Source organism: Alteromonas sp. V450 (assembly GCF_001885075.1).
GTDB lineage: Bacteria > Pseudomonadota > Gammaproteobacteria > Enterobacterales > Alteromonadaceae > Alteromonas.
In genome coordinates, this window is record NZ_MODU01000004.1 from 3,918,820 (window position 1) to 3,934,486 (window position 15,667).

12 protein-coding genes are annotated in these 15,667 nt (G+C 46.2%); 10 read left to right on the forward strand and 2 right to left on the reverse strand.

Going from position 1 to position 15,667, the window contains the following annotated elements; all coding sequences use genetic code 11:
- Positions 1 to 54: 54 nt before the first annotated feature.
- The gene (gene putA / locus BK026_RS17365) at positions 55 to 3,852 is read left to right on the forward strand and encodes a bifunctional proline dehydrogenase/L-glutamate gamma-semialdehyde dehydrogenase PutA (RefSeq protein WP_071816961.1); all 3,798 of its coding nucleotides are present in this window, start codon (positions 55 to 57) and stop codon (positions 3,850 to 3,852) included.
- A 79-nt stretch (positions 3,853 to 3,931) separates the two neighbouring features.
- Here the strand turns inward: putA and BK026_RS17370 are convergent, their stop codons facing one another.
- A complete protein-coding gene (locus BK026_RS17370) occupies positions 3,932 to 4,534 on the reverse strand; it encodes a TIGR04211 family SH3 domain-containing protein (protein ID WP_256253886.1) in 603 nt (200 codons plus the stop codon).
- Between the two features lie 173 nt (positions 4,535 to 4,707).
- On the opposite strand from BK026_RS17370, the gene BK026_RS17375 reads away from it, so the two are divergent.
- Positions 4,708 to 6,273, forward strand: coding sequence for an inorganic triphosphatase (locus tag BK026_RS17375; RefSeq protein WP_083575116.1), 1,566 nt, complete (start codon positions 4,708 to 4,710; stop codon positions 6,271 to 6,273).
- A gap of 53 nt (positions 6,274 to 6,326) precedes the next feature.
- The gene (locus BK026_RS17380) at positions 6,327 to 7,400 is read left to right on the forward strand and encodes a DNA mismatch repair protein (protein WP_071816962.1); all 1,074 of its coding nucleotides are present in this window, start codon (positions 6,327 to 6,329) and stop codon (positions 7,398 to 7,400) included.
- 36 nt (positions 7,401 to 7,436) lie between these two features.
- Here BK026_RS17380 and mutH read toward each other — a convergent pair whose 3' ends face one another.
- Positions 7,437 to 8,117 carry a DNA mismatch repair endonuclease MutH gene (gene mutH, locus BK026_RS17385; protein ID WP_071816963.1) on the reverse strand — a complete coding sequence of 227 codons (681 nt, stop codon included), beginning with the start codon at positions 8,115 to 8,117 and terminating at the stop codon, positions 7,437 to 7,439.
- Positions 8,118 to 8,229: 112 nt separating this feature from the next.
- Here mutH and rppH point away from each other — a divergent pair, with 112 nt between their 5' ends.
- The 7 genes from rppH to BK026_RS17420 all read left to right on the forward strand — a co-directional run bounded on the left by rppH (position 8,230) and on the right by BK026_RS17420 (position 15,663).
- Positions 8,230 to 8,772 carry an RNA pyrophosphohydrolase gene (gene rppH, locus BK026_RS17390; RefSeq protein ID WP_071816964.1) on the forward strand — a complete coding sequence of 181 codons (543 nt, stop codon included), beginning with the start codon at positions 8,230 to 8,232 and terminating at the stop codon, positions 8,770 to 8,772.
- 120 nt (positions 8,773 to 8,892) lie between these two features.
- Entirely contained in the window at positions 8,893 to 11,184 is a 2,292-nt protein-coding gene (ptsP, locus tag BK026_RS17395) for a phosphoenolpyruvate--protein phosphotransferase (RefSeq protein ID WP_071816965.1), read from the forward strand.
- Between the two features lie 3 nt (positions 11,185 to 11,187).
- Positions 11,188 to 11,994, forward strand: coding sequence for a sulfite exporter TauE/SafE family protein (locus BK026_RS17400; RefSeq protein ID WP_071816966.1), 807 nt, complete (start codon positions 11,188 to 11,190; stop codon positions 11,992 to 11,994).
- A gap of 4 nt (positions 11,995 to 11,998) precedes the next feature.
- A complete protein-coding gene (gene lgt / locus BK026_RS17405) occupies positions 11,999 to 12,811 on the forward strand; it encodes a prolipoprotein diacylglyceryl transferase (RefSeq protein WP_071816967.1) in 813 nt (270 codons plus the stop codon).
- 8 nt (positions 12,812 to 12,819) lie between these two features.
- Entirely contained in the window at positions 12,820 to 13,653 is an 834-nt protein-coding gene (locus BK026_RS17410) for a thymidylate synthase (protein WP_071816968.1), read from the forward strand.
- Between the two features lie 9 nt (positions 13,654 to 13,662).
- Positions 13,663 to 14,688, forward strand: a complete 1,026-nt coding sequence (locus BK026_RS17415) for a response regulator (protein ID WP_071816969.1) — start codon at positions 13,663 to 13,665, stop codon at positions 14,686 to 14,688.
- 3 nt (positions 14,689 to 14,691) lie between these two features.
- Positions 14,692 to 15,663 (forward strand): GGDEF domain-containing protein, encoded by a 972-nt coding sequence (locus BK026_RS17420; RefSeq protein ID WP_083575117.1) that lies wholly within the window; start codon positions 14,692 to 14,694, stop codon positions 15,661 to 15,663.
- The last annotated feature ends 4 nt before the right edge of the window (positions 15,664 to 15,667 follow it).

Here is a 15,667-nt window from a genome sequence, read left to right on the forward strand (position 1 = left end):
GTCTTACACGGCGGGAACGCTTTTTATTACAGCTATTTCTATGAAAGGGTTGCAATGCTCATTAACGACACACTTCATACAACTTCACCCCTACGCCAGCGCATAAGAGACTACTATCGCATTAGTGAGTCTGTGGCTGTGGATCAAATCCTTCCTATCGCCGAGGTTAATCCGCGTGCGCGAAGCCGTGCATGGGAACGCGCTCGTAAGATGGTACTTCAAATTCGCCGCGAACAAGAAGGGCACGGTGGTGTTGACGCACTATTAAATGAGTACTCGCTATCTACGGCTGAGGGCGTGGTACTGATGTGCTTGGCTGAAGCCTTGCTGCGTGTGCCAGACAAAGCCACTCAAGATGAGCTTATTCGTGACAAGCTGTCTCAGGGACAATGGACCCCTCACTTGGGGAATTCAGAGTCGTTATTTGTTAACGCATCGGCGTGGGGCTTGTTGTTTACGGGCAACATGGTGAACTATGCTGATAAGCGCAAGAAAGAACAGTTTGGCTTGTTAAAACAAACCCTTGGCCGCTTGGGTGAACCTGTTATTCGCCGCGCTATGAATATTGCTATGCGCGTTATGGGTCGTCAGTTCGTTATGGGCGAAACCATTGAAGACGCGGTAGAACGCGCTAAAGATAAAGAAACCAAAGGATACGTATATTCTTACGACATGCTAGGCGAAGGCGCGCGAACAATGCGTGACGCTGAGCGTTACTACGATGCGTACGTGAAAGCCATTAAAGTTATCGGTAAAGCGGCTAACGGACGTGGGCCTAAGCGTTCACCGGGAATATCGGTAAAGCTTTCTGCTATTCACCCTCGCTTTGAATTTTCCCACCGCGAACGCGCCATGGCTGATATTCCGCCGCGCTTAAAAGCGCTGTGTATGATGGCAAAAGAATACGATATCGGCTTAACGGTAGATGCAGAAGAAGCTGACCGTTTAGAGCTTTCTCTAGACATTATTGAAGCTGTATTTCGCGATGAAGACCTTAACGGTTGGACAGGCTTTGGTCTAGCCGTTCAGGCATACCAAAAACGTGCAATCCACGTTATAGAACACTTACGTGAACTTACTCTAGAAGTAGGCCGCCCACTAATGGTGCGTTTGGTTAAAGGCGCCTATTGGGATACTGAAATTAAACTTACTCAGCAAGCGGGCCTTGAAGAGTTCCCTGTATTTACCCGAAAGTCCTCAACAGATGTGTCATACCACGCCTGTGCGAACCGCTTACTTGAGTATCGCGACACCATTTACCCGCAGTTTGCCACTCACAATGCTTACACCGCGTCTGTCATTGTTGAGCTTGCCGGTGACGACAAAGAAGGTTTTGAATTCCAGTGTCTACATGGAATGGGCGATACCCTATACGATCAGGTGGTAACGCAGGATAAGATCCAGTGCCGTGTTTATGCGCCTGTAGGTGAACACGAAGACTTATTGGCCTATCTAGTACGTCGTCTTCTTGAAAACGGTGCGAACTCGTCGTTTGTAAACGCCATCGTTGATGACGAAAAACCGGTTGAGTCTTTGCTTGAGGATCCGGTAGAAAAAACACAACGCCTGAAAGTACGTTATAACAAGTTGATCAAAACCCCACGTGGGCTGTATGCGCCAGAGCGCGATAACTCGCGTGGTCTGGACCTAACCGACACCAACGCGGTAACGGCGCTTAAACATGAACTTGAACGCTGGCAGGACTACTACAAAGTAACCGGTGAAGTGCCAGAAGGTGCGACAGCGGTACTTAGCCCAACTAACCACAACGACGTGGTAGGGTATCACCATTACGCTACGCCTGATGATATGCGCAAAGCATTAGATGAAGCCGAAGCAGGGTTTGAAGGTTGGTCTAAACGCGATGTTAGCGAGCGCGCTGAAATACTCAATCGAACAGCAGATGCGCTTGAGCGCCACATGGCTGAGCTTATCGCTATCTGTATGCGTGAAGCGGGTAAAGTAGCGCAAGACAGTATTGATGAAGTGCGTGAAGCCGTTGATTTCTGTCGCTACTATGCGGCGCGTGCAGAAGAGCTTGCTGAAGATCAACGCTTACTGCCTCGTGGTGTTGTACTGTGTATCAGTCCGTGGAACTTCCCGCTAGCCATTTTCTTAGGCCAAGTGGCAGCGGCACTTGTAACAGGTAATACGGTTATTGCTAAGCCTGCTGAACAAACCAGCATTATTGCGCAGCGTGCGGTAGATATTATGCACTCGGTAGGCCTGCCAGAAGATGCATTGAAACTTATTGTGTCGCCTGGTAAAGAAGTAGGCGAAACCCTTCTTCCAGACGATCGCATCAAAGCGGTAATGTTCACAGGTTCAACGCAAACCGGTACGTTAATTTCTCAAGTACTTGCAGAACGGGGTGGCGAACAGGTGCCATTGATTGCAGAGACAGGCGGTCAAAACTGTATGATTGTTGATTCAACTGCACTGCCAGAGCAGGTAGTTGACGATGTGATCCATTCAGGTTTCCAAAGTGCCGGTCAGCGCTGTTCAGCGCTTCGCGTTTTATTTGTGCAAGAGGAAATTGCAGACGACCTAATCGAAATGCTAATTGGTGCTATGAAAGAGCTTACCGTTGGCGACCCAACGCAGCTTGCTACCGATGTTGGCCCTGTAATTGACGAGAAGGCGCTCAAGAGCCTGACTGACCATCAACAGTATATGGAAGATAAAGCTAAGCTGCTTTATCGCAACGAAATGCCAGCAGGCTTTGAAGACGGTACTTTCTTTGCGCCGACCTTGTATGAAATCAAGAACATCGATGTGCTTGAAAAAGAAGTGTTCGGCCCAGTGGTGCATATTGTTCGCTTTAAGTCGAAAGACCTTGATAGTGTGCTGGAACAAATCAATGGCACAGGTTACGGCCTCACCATGGGCATTCACTCGCGTATTGAAGAGCGTGCTAATGAACTAGCAGCTAAGAGCCGCGCGGGTAACGTGTACATTAACCGCAACATGATTGGCGCTATTGTTGGCGTTCAGCCTTTTGGCGGACGAGGGCTGTCTGGTACAGGTCCAAAAGCGGGTGGTCCTAACTATCTGCCTCGCTTAATGATGGAACGTGCCACACCTAAGCCATCGCACATTGATGATGTAGACGGTACTGATGCAGCGCTTGTCGGTGATGAACAGATTGCCGAGCGTGCGCACGTAATGATGGATAAAGCGAAAGCGGTAGAAGTGCAGTGGCGTCATACGCCGCTGAATGACCGTATTTCTATGGTACGTCAGCTTCTTGCAAAAATTGCTAAAGTAGACATCGTTGACGAGCTTGCTGATGACTTGAACCGTACGCTTGCGACGGCGCGACAGCAGCTAACCAGCGTTGAACGCAAGCTTGCCAAGCCTCAAACCTTGCCAGGCCCAACAGGTGAATCGAACAAGCTTTACTTAGAGCCTCGCGGAATCTTGGTGTGTTTCGCCGATAAGGAAGTAACCTTCGAATACTGGTTACTGTCTATTGTGACCGCGCTATCAACGGGTAACCCGGTAGTATCAGTTGTGTCTGAAATCTTCTATGAAGAAGCCGTTGAGATTCAAAACAAGTTTGAATCAACTGGCGCACCAAAAGGCTTATTCCAGGTAGCGCGTCTTGCTCATTTAGATACCTTGCTAATGGACGAAGATTTGTCTGGTGTGGTGGTCGACTCTGGTACTGAGCGTACTGCGCGTATTACAGCAATGCTGTCATCTCGCGAAGGGGCTATCTTGCCGGTTATCACAGCTGAATATAACGATAATCTTATTCAGCGTTTGATGACCGAAAAAACCATTAGTATCGACACTACGGCATCGGGTGGTAACACATCGCTGATGACCCTGGTTGAAGACGATGAATAATCAGTAAATGAAAAACAAAAATGGCCAGCGTTAAACCTGGCCATTTTTTTATTGTGTTACTAAAACTCGGTGCCTAGCGCTACATCCACTCGCTGTTTCTACGCTTGCGCTTGGGAAGATAAGTTAACATTACGCCAAGTAAAATACCTACGCCTGCTACCATACCACCACGTGTAAACCAGGTAACCAGCTCATCTTTGTTCGCGCTATCTACTTTGGCGGTAAGACGGATTATTTCAGAGGCTTGTTCTTCGCTGGTGGTTGTAAGCGTTGATACTTGCTGTCGAGCGTCGTTTAGCTGTTGGCGAAGTCTAGCGTTTTCAGACTGCGTAGCTTGCAGCGCGCTCTGACTTTCCGCCAGCTTCTCGCTGACAATTGGCAATTGTTCTGCCTGGGACATGGTGTTTGACACAAATCGGCTTTCTACCCAGCCTTTGCGACCTTCATCGTCGGTAATTTGTGTGAATTCAGCCTCAGTATTTTGTTCTATAACGGTAATCGGCGTTCCCGCCTCAATCGATCCTAATATGCGATAGTTACGGCCAGGCCCAGTATGCATAAAAACAAACAAGTCATCTCTGATATAGTGTGCCGAAGACGCTTCCATTTCTGCCGCATCTTGTAGGGAGAATGCTTGAAAAGAGCACACAAAAAGGGCAGCTGCTAACCACTTTCGAATCATATGAAGTCCAATTTTAGAATTTAAAACATAAAGATGGTATTGGTTGACCGCGACAAAGGCAAGTTTGTTCCAATTAAGGTTGATAAACATGTGTCAAGGTTTACGGATTACCGTTGCGAAAACAAAATGACGAAGGTAAGGTGTGAGCATTCCAAGCTTTGCCTCGCGCAACTATGTCGGTAAAAGAATTGTCGGTAAAAGAATTGTCAGAAAAAAAATTGTCAGAAAAAGAATCGCCAGAAATAGAATTAAAATTTGTCACTGACGATAATGCGCATCAGGCTTTCGAACAAAGCGTGCTTCCTCTTTTTCAAAAACACGATCTTAAAGTGATATCGCATGAAGAAATGCGGTTAGAGAATGACTATTACGACAACGATAAGCGCGATTTTCAACGCCACAAAATGGGCTTTCGAGTCCGTGGAAATAACGGCATATATGAACAAACGCTCAAAACAAACGGCGTTGTCAGCGGAGGGCTTCATCAGCGCAATGAATATAATGTTGCGCTCAACACGGCAACGCCAGATCTGACGCTTTTTGAAGACAAGGTATGGCCACAAGAGTGGAATGTAGCAACCGTCAACACTACACTATCTAAGCAATTTAGTACTCACTTTACGCGTAATGCTTATAAAGTGTCGCTGCCATCAGGGACGGTAGAGATTGTGCTTGATTGTGGCGAGGCAACGACAGATAAAGCATCGTCGCCAATTAATGAAATTGAGCTCGAACTAATGGATGGCGACATTAATAGTCTGTTTTTGTTAGCGGAGCTTATTAATGACAACATGCCGGTACGGCTGAGCGATGTGTCAAAAGCTGCACAAGGCTATCAGTTACTTCATGGTTTCAATGCTAAAGTACGTCCGCTTCCCGACTTTCTCGCGTTAGAAGACACTGTATCAACCGAGGAGGCATTTTGTTTAGCGATGCAAACGGCGCTGTCGCATTGGCAATACCATGAATATGTTTTTTGTGAAAGCGGCTCAATAAAAATGCTCGGTGAAGTTGCAAAAAGTATCCGGTTACTGCTGCAAAGTGTGTCGCTTTATTTACCCGTTTTGCAGTGCCCTGAACTGCTAGAACTCCATAAAAAATTACTTGCACATGCTCAGAAATGGAGCTGGCAAGATGACTTACAAAGCTTACGATATTTGTTGTCTAAGAAAAGTCTTTTTAATAAAACACTGAGCAAACACGCCGCGCTGGTGAGCTATTTACAAGGTAGACAAACAGGCTTAATTCAGGCGCACAAACCAGAAAAGCTGTTTTTTGACAACGATGCGACCGATATTAAGCTTAGCGCAATTCGTCTAATTCAGAATAAGCCATGGCGAAGCGCTTCAACAGGTTTTGATCATCCGGTACTTGACCACGCTAAAGGATGGCTTTCTCAGGGCTGGCAAACGGTGCAGCAAAGCATGCCTCTTAGTAAGACAATGGGACCGGCCAATTATTCAGCGATAGAGATCTTGCTTCGCCAGACGCTGTGGAGTGGATTTTTACTCGGCGATTTGTTTGTTGAAGAGCGAGGTAATTTCAGAGCCCCTTGGTTAGACCTGCTGACGGGAATTGACGAACTTAATGCACTTTTGATGTTAAAACAATCGGTTGACGATGCCGAGTTGGAATCACAAAACGAACTGCGCTCGTGGGCTGCGGAAAAATTATCAACACTTATTCGCGTAATGGAGCGGACCCGAGCGGTCGCTATGCAGCGCGATATTTACTGGTAATATGTGTTGCACTTGTATCAAATGATAACACGCTTGTTTGGACACACCCTGTGATGCCTGACCTCTACAACGGTTTCCTGTACGGCCTGCTTGCATTATATGTAGTATGCGTTGCGAGGCTATTAACTCAAAAAAAGAATAAAGACAGCACTTACTGGCTGACTGGCGCATTTGTCTGCTGGCCACTGTTTATGTTGGATGAATGGCTTAGATTAGGCGAAATCACCGATTTAGCCGAACTTTATGGTATTTCGGAGGTGTTTGCTGTCATTGGTATTACGTGCTGCTACCGAGCCATTAAGCCTATGCTATATGCTAACCCTACAGCGCGAAAGCGCCTTTGGTGGCCGGTATTTGTTACAGTATTGATGCAGCTTACCGTTATTTTTATATCGGTTGAGGATAAACAGCAGTGGTTTGTGGCATCACCGACGGGAGAGCCCTTGGCGTTGTGGCCAGCTTACCTGTCATCCTTACTTACCGGTTTCAGCGTACTGCTCATTGGGATCCTTATTGCTGAACATATTCAAATGTATCATCGTTACTTGCCACAGCAAGCGGTAGATATCAGTCGTTTGAAAATGCCTAAACTCGCTGGCGTTATGGGTGGGCTGGTAGGGCTTGCTTTTTTCAGTATATTGTTGGTAACCGCCGCCACTTTCGGTTTTTTGCCAGTGCCATTTTGGGAGAGTGGACACCACCTTATGCTTGGCACTGGACTGTTGCTAGTGCTGTTTTCTCTTACCTTTGTAAGGCGCACATCTCCGTCACCTCTTGATTATCAAAGATTGGATTTAGAAAAGGCTTCTCCTTATGAAACCAGCAGCATAATATCAAAGGCCGAGCGCTATGCAGTTCAGTCAAAAGCGTTCACAAAAAGCTTTCTTACCATCGACCAGTTTTGTCGAAACGCTGACCTAGACCCCACCTCATTGGCGCTTGCTCTTCAAGTTACCCAAAGAAAAAGTTTTAGGCACTTCATTTTCAGCTATCGGTTAGCGTATGCCAAAGATGTGCTTTTTAAACACGATCCAGCGTTAGAGACGGTCGCAACACAACTTGGTATTCAGTCTGATAAATTTCTCAGCGACCACCTAATAAAGCGCTTTAATGCTCATAAGCCATAGTCCGTACAGCAGAACTCTGTCCTATTTAGTGGATTGCTATACACCTGAAAAGGCATCATAAATAATTTGATGCGTGAAGGATTTTCTTAGATAGAAGCCTCGTGGCCGTGTTTTTATACGCTGTCCTTCGGGCCCCAATGCGTCGGTAAGTGCTTTGCCGTTTGCGGCTTTAGGGCGAATGTGCAGCGCTTCACCTTGACGGGAAGTGATTGCCTCTACGTGCCCTGTTGATATTTGTTCTACCAACTCTTCCCAGTCGTTGCGCAATAATGTGTTTTGATGCTGATTGGGACGCCAATAAAAGCCGGTGGCTATGCGCCGTTCAGGAAGCGGAATAGCTCGGTCCCCTTCAATAGGTAACCAAAGCACCTGTTGTAATTTATTTCGTACGTTCGACGTCTCCCAAGAAACGCCCGGAGGCATTAACAATGGCGCATAACATACATACGTTGTTTCCAGCGGAGCAAAGTGGGTATCTATAGGAATGGTTTTAAGTTCAATTCCTAGTTCCGGAAAGTCTTGCTGAGGCTTAGAGCCTGCACTGGCACCCAGCCACTTTTCAATGAGCATGCCTGGCCATCCTTTATGACGCTGTAAATTAGCGGGCACAGTTATGCCAGCCATTTCAGCGAGCTCGCCTAAGCTTAGGCCGGCTAAGGCATGGCACCGTGCTAAAAGGCGCTCTGGTGACGAAGGAGGGGAAGAGGGAGGCTGCATAAAATGGTTTATTTCCTGTTTGACATACGACAGCGAACATTAAAGCTATGATTGGAGCATAGTTTATGGAAGAATGAAAACATATAACAGTATAGTGTGCCCGGGAGTCTATGTGATAGATGCCGATGGATTCCGTGCGAATGTGGGCATAGTGATTTGCAACAAAATGGGTCAAGTATTTTGGGCAAGACGTTATGGTCAACATTCATGGCAGTTCCCTCAAGGCGGAATTGATGAAGGGGAATCTGCTGAACAAGCTATGTATCGCGAGCTTCACGAAGAAGTAGGGCTGACACCGAAAGATGTCACTATTTTAAGTGTTACCCGTAACTGGCTTAGATATAAATTACCGAAACGATTAATTCGTCAAGGAAGCAACCCTGTTTGTATAGGGCAGAAGCAAAAATGGTTCTTGTTACAACTCGATTGTAACGAGCGAGACGTGAACGTGCTTAAAACAACCCATCCAGAGTTTGATGACTGGCGGTGGGTGAGTTATTGGTATCCTATTCGCAATGTTGTTTCGTTTAAACGCGATGTATATCGCAGGGTAATGAAAGAATTTTCTCCTGTGATAATGTCAGCGCAACAGCGTGTTCAGCATAGGCCAAATGCGGTGCCGAACAGACGTGGTAAAAAGCGGCGTCGTGGTTAAATGACTTGTGCCGCCGCTGTTAATGCTGTGTCAGGGGTACTTATCGATTTTGAGATAGCGTGACAAGAGGCTGCGAGTAGACAAGGAGTAATTTTGAGTACCTCAAGCCACCAAGGCGCCATGTTAACCACACTAAAACGTATTGTGCAGGAGATGAATCAAATCCCTGCGCTCGATACCGCGTTATTTAGATTGGCTTCAAGGGTGAAGCAGACGCTAGATGTCGATTCTTGCTCTATCTATCTTGCAGATTATGACGCTCAAGAGTTTATTTTAAAGGCAACTGATGGCCTCCACCCTGACGCGGTGGAACAGGTGCGCATTGGATTCTCCGAAGGGTTGATTGGGTTAGTTGGGCAACGAGAAGAGCCGCTTAACATCGTTAATGCTCAACAGCATCCAAGGTTTAAGCACTATCCAGAGGTAAAAGAAGAAAGCTATAACGCGTTTCTTGGCACGCCAATAATCAATCAGCGCCGTGTGCTTGGCGTTATCACATTGCAGCAGGCCGAAATGCGACGTTTTAGTGAAGATGAAGAAGCATTTCTGGTTACACTCGCCGCACAGCTTGCGCTCGAAATAACTAATGCCGATATTCGCGGCGCGCTGACGCTGTCGAATTTGCCAGACAATATCGCTCAACAAAAAAATGTTCGCGGTATTGCCGGTTCTCCTGGGCTTGCTATCGGTAAAGGCGTATCGCCCGATAAATCCGTCAATTTAAAAAACTGGGTGGTCAAACGCACACAGTCGCCTGCCGATCAAATTCAACTATACCGAAAAGGCGTCGAGGTCACTCGGGGGCACGTAGATGCGCTTTCAAAGCGATTAGATGATGGTATACCCGATGACGTTAAATCTATTTTTCAACTTTATCATCACCTGTTAGATGCAAACAGCTTAGGACGAGAAGTAGAAGAAAAAATTCGTCAAGGATGGGACGCTGCATCCTCGCTTAAAATGGTGGTTGAGAGTTACGCGGCGCGTTTCCAAGCGATGGACGACCCGTACATGCAGGAAAGAGCGATTGATATCGTTGATCTTTCCGATCGTATTTTGGCAAATATTCTCTTTGAGGCATATGGCCATAATGTTGCCGATAAAGCCGTGGTAGACGCAAGTATTCTCGTTGCAGATGAAGTGTCTGCACCTATGCTCGCTGAATTTCCTCGCGATAAGCTCAAAGGTATTATTTCTGTACGCGGCTCGAATAATTCACACGCCGCAATTCTTGCAAGGGCGATGGGTGTGCCTGCGGTCATGGGGTGTCAGAATGTTACGCCCGCCCTTTTAGAAGACAAAGAAATACTGCTTGATGGTTATTCAGGTGAAGTCATCGTTTCTCCTGACAAAAATATCAAAATTGAATTTATCCAGCTTATTGAAGAAGAGTCGGCAATAGCAGAAAAAATTGATGCAGAGGCAGATAAACCCTGTGAAAGCATTGATGGCTGTAAGATGTCTCTGTATATCAACGCTGGGCTTTCTGCCGAAGTTGAATTGAACGCACAAAATATTGGTGCGGGTGTAGGGCTATATCGAACCGAAATTCCGTTTATGTTGCGCGAGCGCTTTCCTTCCGAACATGAGCAAGTACAACTTTACCGGCAAGTGTTGGAGTCGGCCCCAACGCTGCCAATAACAATGAGAACGCTAGACGTAGGCGGCGACAAACCACTGCCATACTTTCCAATTAATGAAGAGAACCCTTTCTTGGGGTGGCGCGGTATTCGTCTTACCCTTGATCATCCAGAAATATTCTTAGTTCAGGTGCGCGCGATGCTACGCGCTAGCGTTGGTTTAAGTAATTTGCAGATTATGCTGCCCATGATATCGACGGTGGCTGAGGTACAAGAAGCCAAGCGACTTATCAATCAGGCCTTTTATGAAATTTCTGACGAGATAGCCGGCTCTACAGAAGCGCTAATTCGGCCAAAGTTAGGCATTATGTTAGAAGTGCCATCGGTCCTTTATCAACTTCCACAGTTAGCTAAACATGTGGATTTCTTTTCTGTGGGAAGTAACGATTTAACACAGTACCTGCTAGCGGTAGACAGAAATAATACGCGTGTGGCAGGGTTGTATAACAGTTATCATCCTGCCGTATTAGGTGCCTTATATGACGTAATACGTAAAGCTGATCAAAACCAAGTGCCCGTGACTATATGCGGCGAGATTGCAGGTGAACCTGCTGGAGCGCTTTTGCTAATGGGTATGGGTTATCGTCGATTAAGTATGAACGGCTTTAATTTGAGAAAAATAAACTGGCTTATCAGAAAAGTCACGTTGGATGAATGTAAGCAATTACTGTCATTGGCGCTCACCTCTGTTAGTCAAGAAGAAGTCTTTGTGCACTTGAATCAATATCTAGAAACCAAGGGCCTGGGAGGCCTAATCCGGGCAGGTGCATAGGGAATGGATCCATTTGTTGTAATAATTGTAAGCTGTCTAGCTTTAGGCTCTGTTGTTGGTATTCTTGCCGGTATGTTGGGCATCGGTGGTGGTTTAATTATCGTACCGGCGCTATCATACTTACTTATTCACTTTCTGGGCATGACCACCGAAACGGTTATGCCCGTTGCTATCGCCACCTCGTTATCTACCATCATTTTTACGGGAATGTCATCTGCTCGTGCCCATTATCAATTAGGCAATATCCAGTTAAATATTGTACTTTACACGGGGTTGGGTATAGCGTTTGGCGCTTTTGCCGGCGCGCAGGTAGCGAGCCATATTTCAGGTGAACTGCTAAAAAATGTGTTCGCCGTATTAGTCATATTGATTGCGCTACAGATGATATTTGGCAAGCAGAAAGCCTCGAATAATGAAGCATCCAAAGGGGCGCTGGCGGCTGTGGGAGGAGGAGCAGGGCTTCTCAGTGCACTTATGGGTATTGGTGGCGGTGCTTTATTGGTACCCGCACTAGTATGGTTTCGTGTTAATGTACGTGCTGCCATAGGCTGTGCCGCATTTTGCGGGCTTGTTATTGCTGTATTTGGTACCACCAGTTTTGTTGTTACTGGATGGGGTGAGACAGACGTACCAGAATACAGCATGGGCTATGTGTATCTACCTGCAACAGCTGGTATTGTAGCCACGTCTATGTTCACCGCAAATATCGGTGCAAAACTTGGGCAGCGAGTAAATGTTCGCGTATTGAAAGCGATGTTGGCGTGTTTGCTTGTCTTAGTGAGCATCAGAATGATTTTAGGAATTGAATAAAGTAATGGAACAGAGCAGTTATCTGGTATTTCCCAGTATCGACCCCGTTATCTTCAGTATCGGTCCGTTAAGTGTACGCTGGTACGGCTTAATGTATTTAGTGGGCTTTATTGCCGCTTATTTGTTGGCACAAAAGCGCCTTTCACAGACGAACTGGAGCCGAGAGCAGTTAAGCGACCTGCTTTTTTGGAGCTTTGTGGGGGTTATTTTAGGCGGACGCATAGGCTACGTGCTTTTTTATCAGTTTGGCATGTTTCTCGACGACCCTCTGTACCTGTTTAGGATCTGGGCGGGCGGAATGTCTTTCCATGGCGGATTGTTGGGCGTGCTCGCAGCTCTTTTCTGGCGTGCCAAGTGCATGAATACGACTTTCCTTCGTTTAGGTGACTTCGTTGCACCGCTAGTGCCCATAGGCTTGGGGGCAGGTAGGATCGGCAACTTTTTAAACGCTGAATTGTGGGGGCGCAGCACCGACGTACCTTGGGCGGTCATCTTCCCTAACGCGGGTAATGTTCCTCGCCATCCCTCGCAGCTTTATGAGTTTGCGCTAGAAGGCGTATTGCTCTTTATAATCCTTTGGCTTTATTCTGCTAAAAAGCGTCCGGTAGGAGCGGTCAGTGGTTTGTTCTTACTTGGCTACGGGAGTTTCCGATTTATTGTTGAGTATTTCAGAGAGCCCGACGCACATATTGGCTTATATCAAATGGGACTAAGCCAAGGGCAACTTCTTTGTTTACCTATGATAGCTTTAGGAATAGGATTAATAGTCCGTGCTTACATGCGCGGAAAAGACCATGTTGAACAGCAAAAAATATAAGAATAACGATGAAAGAATATCTCGCTCTAATGCGCCATGTACGTGATACGGGTGTGAAAAAGGAAGATCGAACTGGTACAGGTACGTTAAGTGTATTCGGTTATCAGATGCGTTTTAATCTTCAGGAAGGTTTCCCTTTGGTGACAACGAAGAAATGTCACCTTAAATCAATCATTCACGAGCTACTATGGTTTCTTAAGGGCGAAACAAATATCGCTTATTTGAAAGATCACGGTGTGAGTATTTGGGACGAGTGGGCTACCGAAGAAGGCGAGCTTGGCCCTGTTTATGGTCATCAGTGGCGTAGTTGGGATCGCGGTGACGGCACATCGGTAGACCAAATTGCCGAAGTGGTTGAGCAAATCAAAAACAATCCAGACTCTCGCCGACTTATTGTTAGCGGCTGGAACCCTGCGGTACTCCCTGATACTAATTACTCTCCCAAAGAAAATGCAGCGATGGGCAAGCAAGCATTGCCCCCCTGTCATACACTTTTCCAGTTTTACGTATTAGACGGTAAGCTTAGCTGCCAACTTTACCAACGAAGCGGCGACATTTTCTTGGGCGTGCCATTTAACATTGCCAGCTACGCTCTGTTAACCATGATGATGGCCCAAGTATGTGACCTAGAGCCCGGCGATTTCATTCATACGCTAGGCGATGCACATTTGTATTCAAATCATCTTGAGCAAGTAGATTTGCAGCTAAGTCGTGAACCGTTTGCTCGTCCAACCATGGAAATCAATCCAAAGGTTAAGGACATTTTTGGGTTTTCTTATGACGACTTTACGTTGAAAAACTATCAGTCACATCCACACATTAAAGCCCCCGTTGCCATTTAAGGAGTTACCATGAGTACGCCTGTACTTATTTGCGATGACTCTGGCTTCGCACGACGCCAAATGGCCCGAAGCATACCCGACGAGTGGGATGTTGCTATCTCGTTTGCCGAAAACGGCCAGCAAGCACTTGACCTAATTCGTCAAGGGAAGGGCGATGTGGTGTTCCTCGACCTAAATATGCCTGTAATGGATGGTTACCAAACCATGGAGGCGATTCGTCAGAACGATTTACCTTGTCTTGTTATTGTTGTATCGGGCGATGTGCAAGAAAAAGCACGGGAAAGAATGCTAGGACTCGGGGCGCTTGACTTCATTCGTAAGCCTATCGACAACCAGAAGCTCACACATATTCTGTCTTCATATGGACTGTACAACGGCGAAGGTCATGCGTCGGACGAAACGCACTCTGACGCAGCCAATGTAAATATCAGTTTGGCGGACAAGCTCGATGCGTGCAGAGAAATGGTTAATGTTGCCATGGGACGGGCTGGAGAAAACCTTGCCCAGCTTTTGGGCGAGTTTATAGATTTACCTATTCCCAATTTAAATCTAATAGAAAGCAATGAGCTTTCGATGGCGATTGCTGAAATTAATCGAAATGACAGTGTTTCTGCGGTGTCGAAAGGCTTTGTCAGTAATGGGATTAGTGGAGAAGCTATCGTCATTTTCAACGATACAAATTCACAAAATATTGTTGAGTTATTGAAATACCCTACCGATGACGCGTCTGAAAAGTTTGCATTAGAAGCATTAATGGATGTCTCTAATATTCTGATTGGCGCCTGTTTAAATGGGCTGTCAGAGCAGCTTAGGGTGACGTTTAGTCATACCCATCCTGTGCTCCTTGGGCGGCACCAAGGGTTGTCGACGCTCCTAAGTGACAATGTGCAGCAATGGGGTAAATTGATGGCAATTGAGATAGGTTACGCAGTGAAAGCGAAAGATATCGCTTTTGACTTATTGCTGCTCTTTCCTGGCGACGCAATGCATCATATATATACACGCCTTCTAAACGAAGGTACTGAAAGGGGATAAACCATGTTTCAGATTACGCCAGCGGAGGGCGGTACAACCCAAACAGCTTCAGCCGTTATTCCTGACGGCTTACTTGACTCGATCGAAGTAGGCATAGCGGTAATTGATAAAAATTTTAGCGTGGAAATCTGGAACAAATTTCTGGAAAATCATAGTGGAAAACACGCATCTGGCATTGTGGGTGATAGTCTTTTTAAGCATTTTTCGGATATCGACGAAAACTGGTTACGCTCGAAGGTAGAGCCCGTTTTTAATTTGAATAGCCCTGTATTTATAATATGGGAGCAGCGTCCATATTTATTTAAATTTTCCTGCAACAGGCCCGTAACCTGTGCAGCGCAATACATGTATCAAAACGTTACCATGTTTCCAATAGCTAACGCTTCTGGGGAGGTAGAGCGTTTTTGTATGCTGGTTTACGATGTGACAGAACAGGCGCTTGGGAAGCTAGGTATGGCACATCTAAACCAAGAGCTTAAAATTGCGAGTCGTATAGATGGGCTGACGGGGTTGTATAATCGACGGTATTGGCAGGAACGCTTTGATGAAGTGTATAAACTGTGCCAACGGCGTGACAAACCCAGTACTGCGGTTATGTTAGATATCGACCATTTTAAACGTATTAATGACACCTATGGCCATCAAGCTGGCGACAAAGTTATCAAAATGCTTGCCGCTTTAATCAAACGCTGTGTGCGAGAAACCGATTTAGCCGGCCGGTATGGTGGCGAAGAGTTTGCCATTATTTTAACAGACTCCACTGTGGAAAATGCGAAATCAGTGGCTGAGCGTATTAGAGTGCTCGCACAACGCCTAGTGGTGGAGCATGAAGAACAGCAGATTTCTTTTACTGTCAGCCTAGGGTTAGCCCAGTTTGATAAAAAAAGTCAAAGCGCTATGGCTTGGTTAGAAGAAGCGGACCAAGCGCTTTATGAAGCAAAAGAAAATGGCCGCAACCAATCTTGTATTAAATAATAAC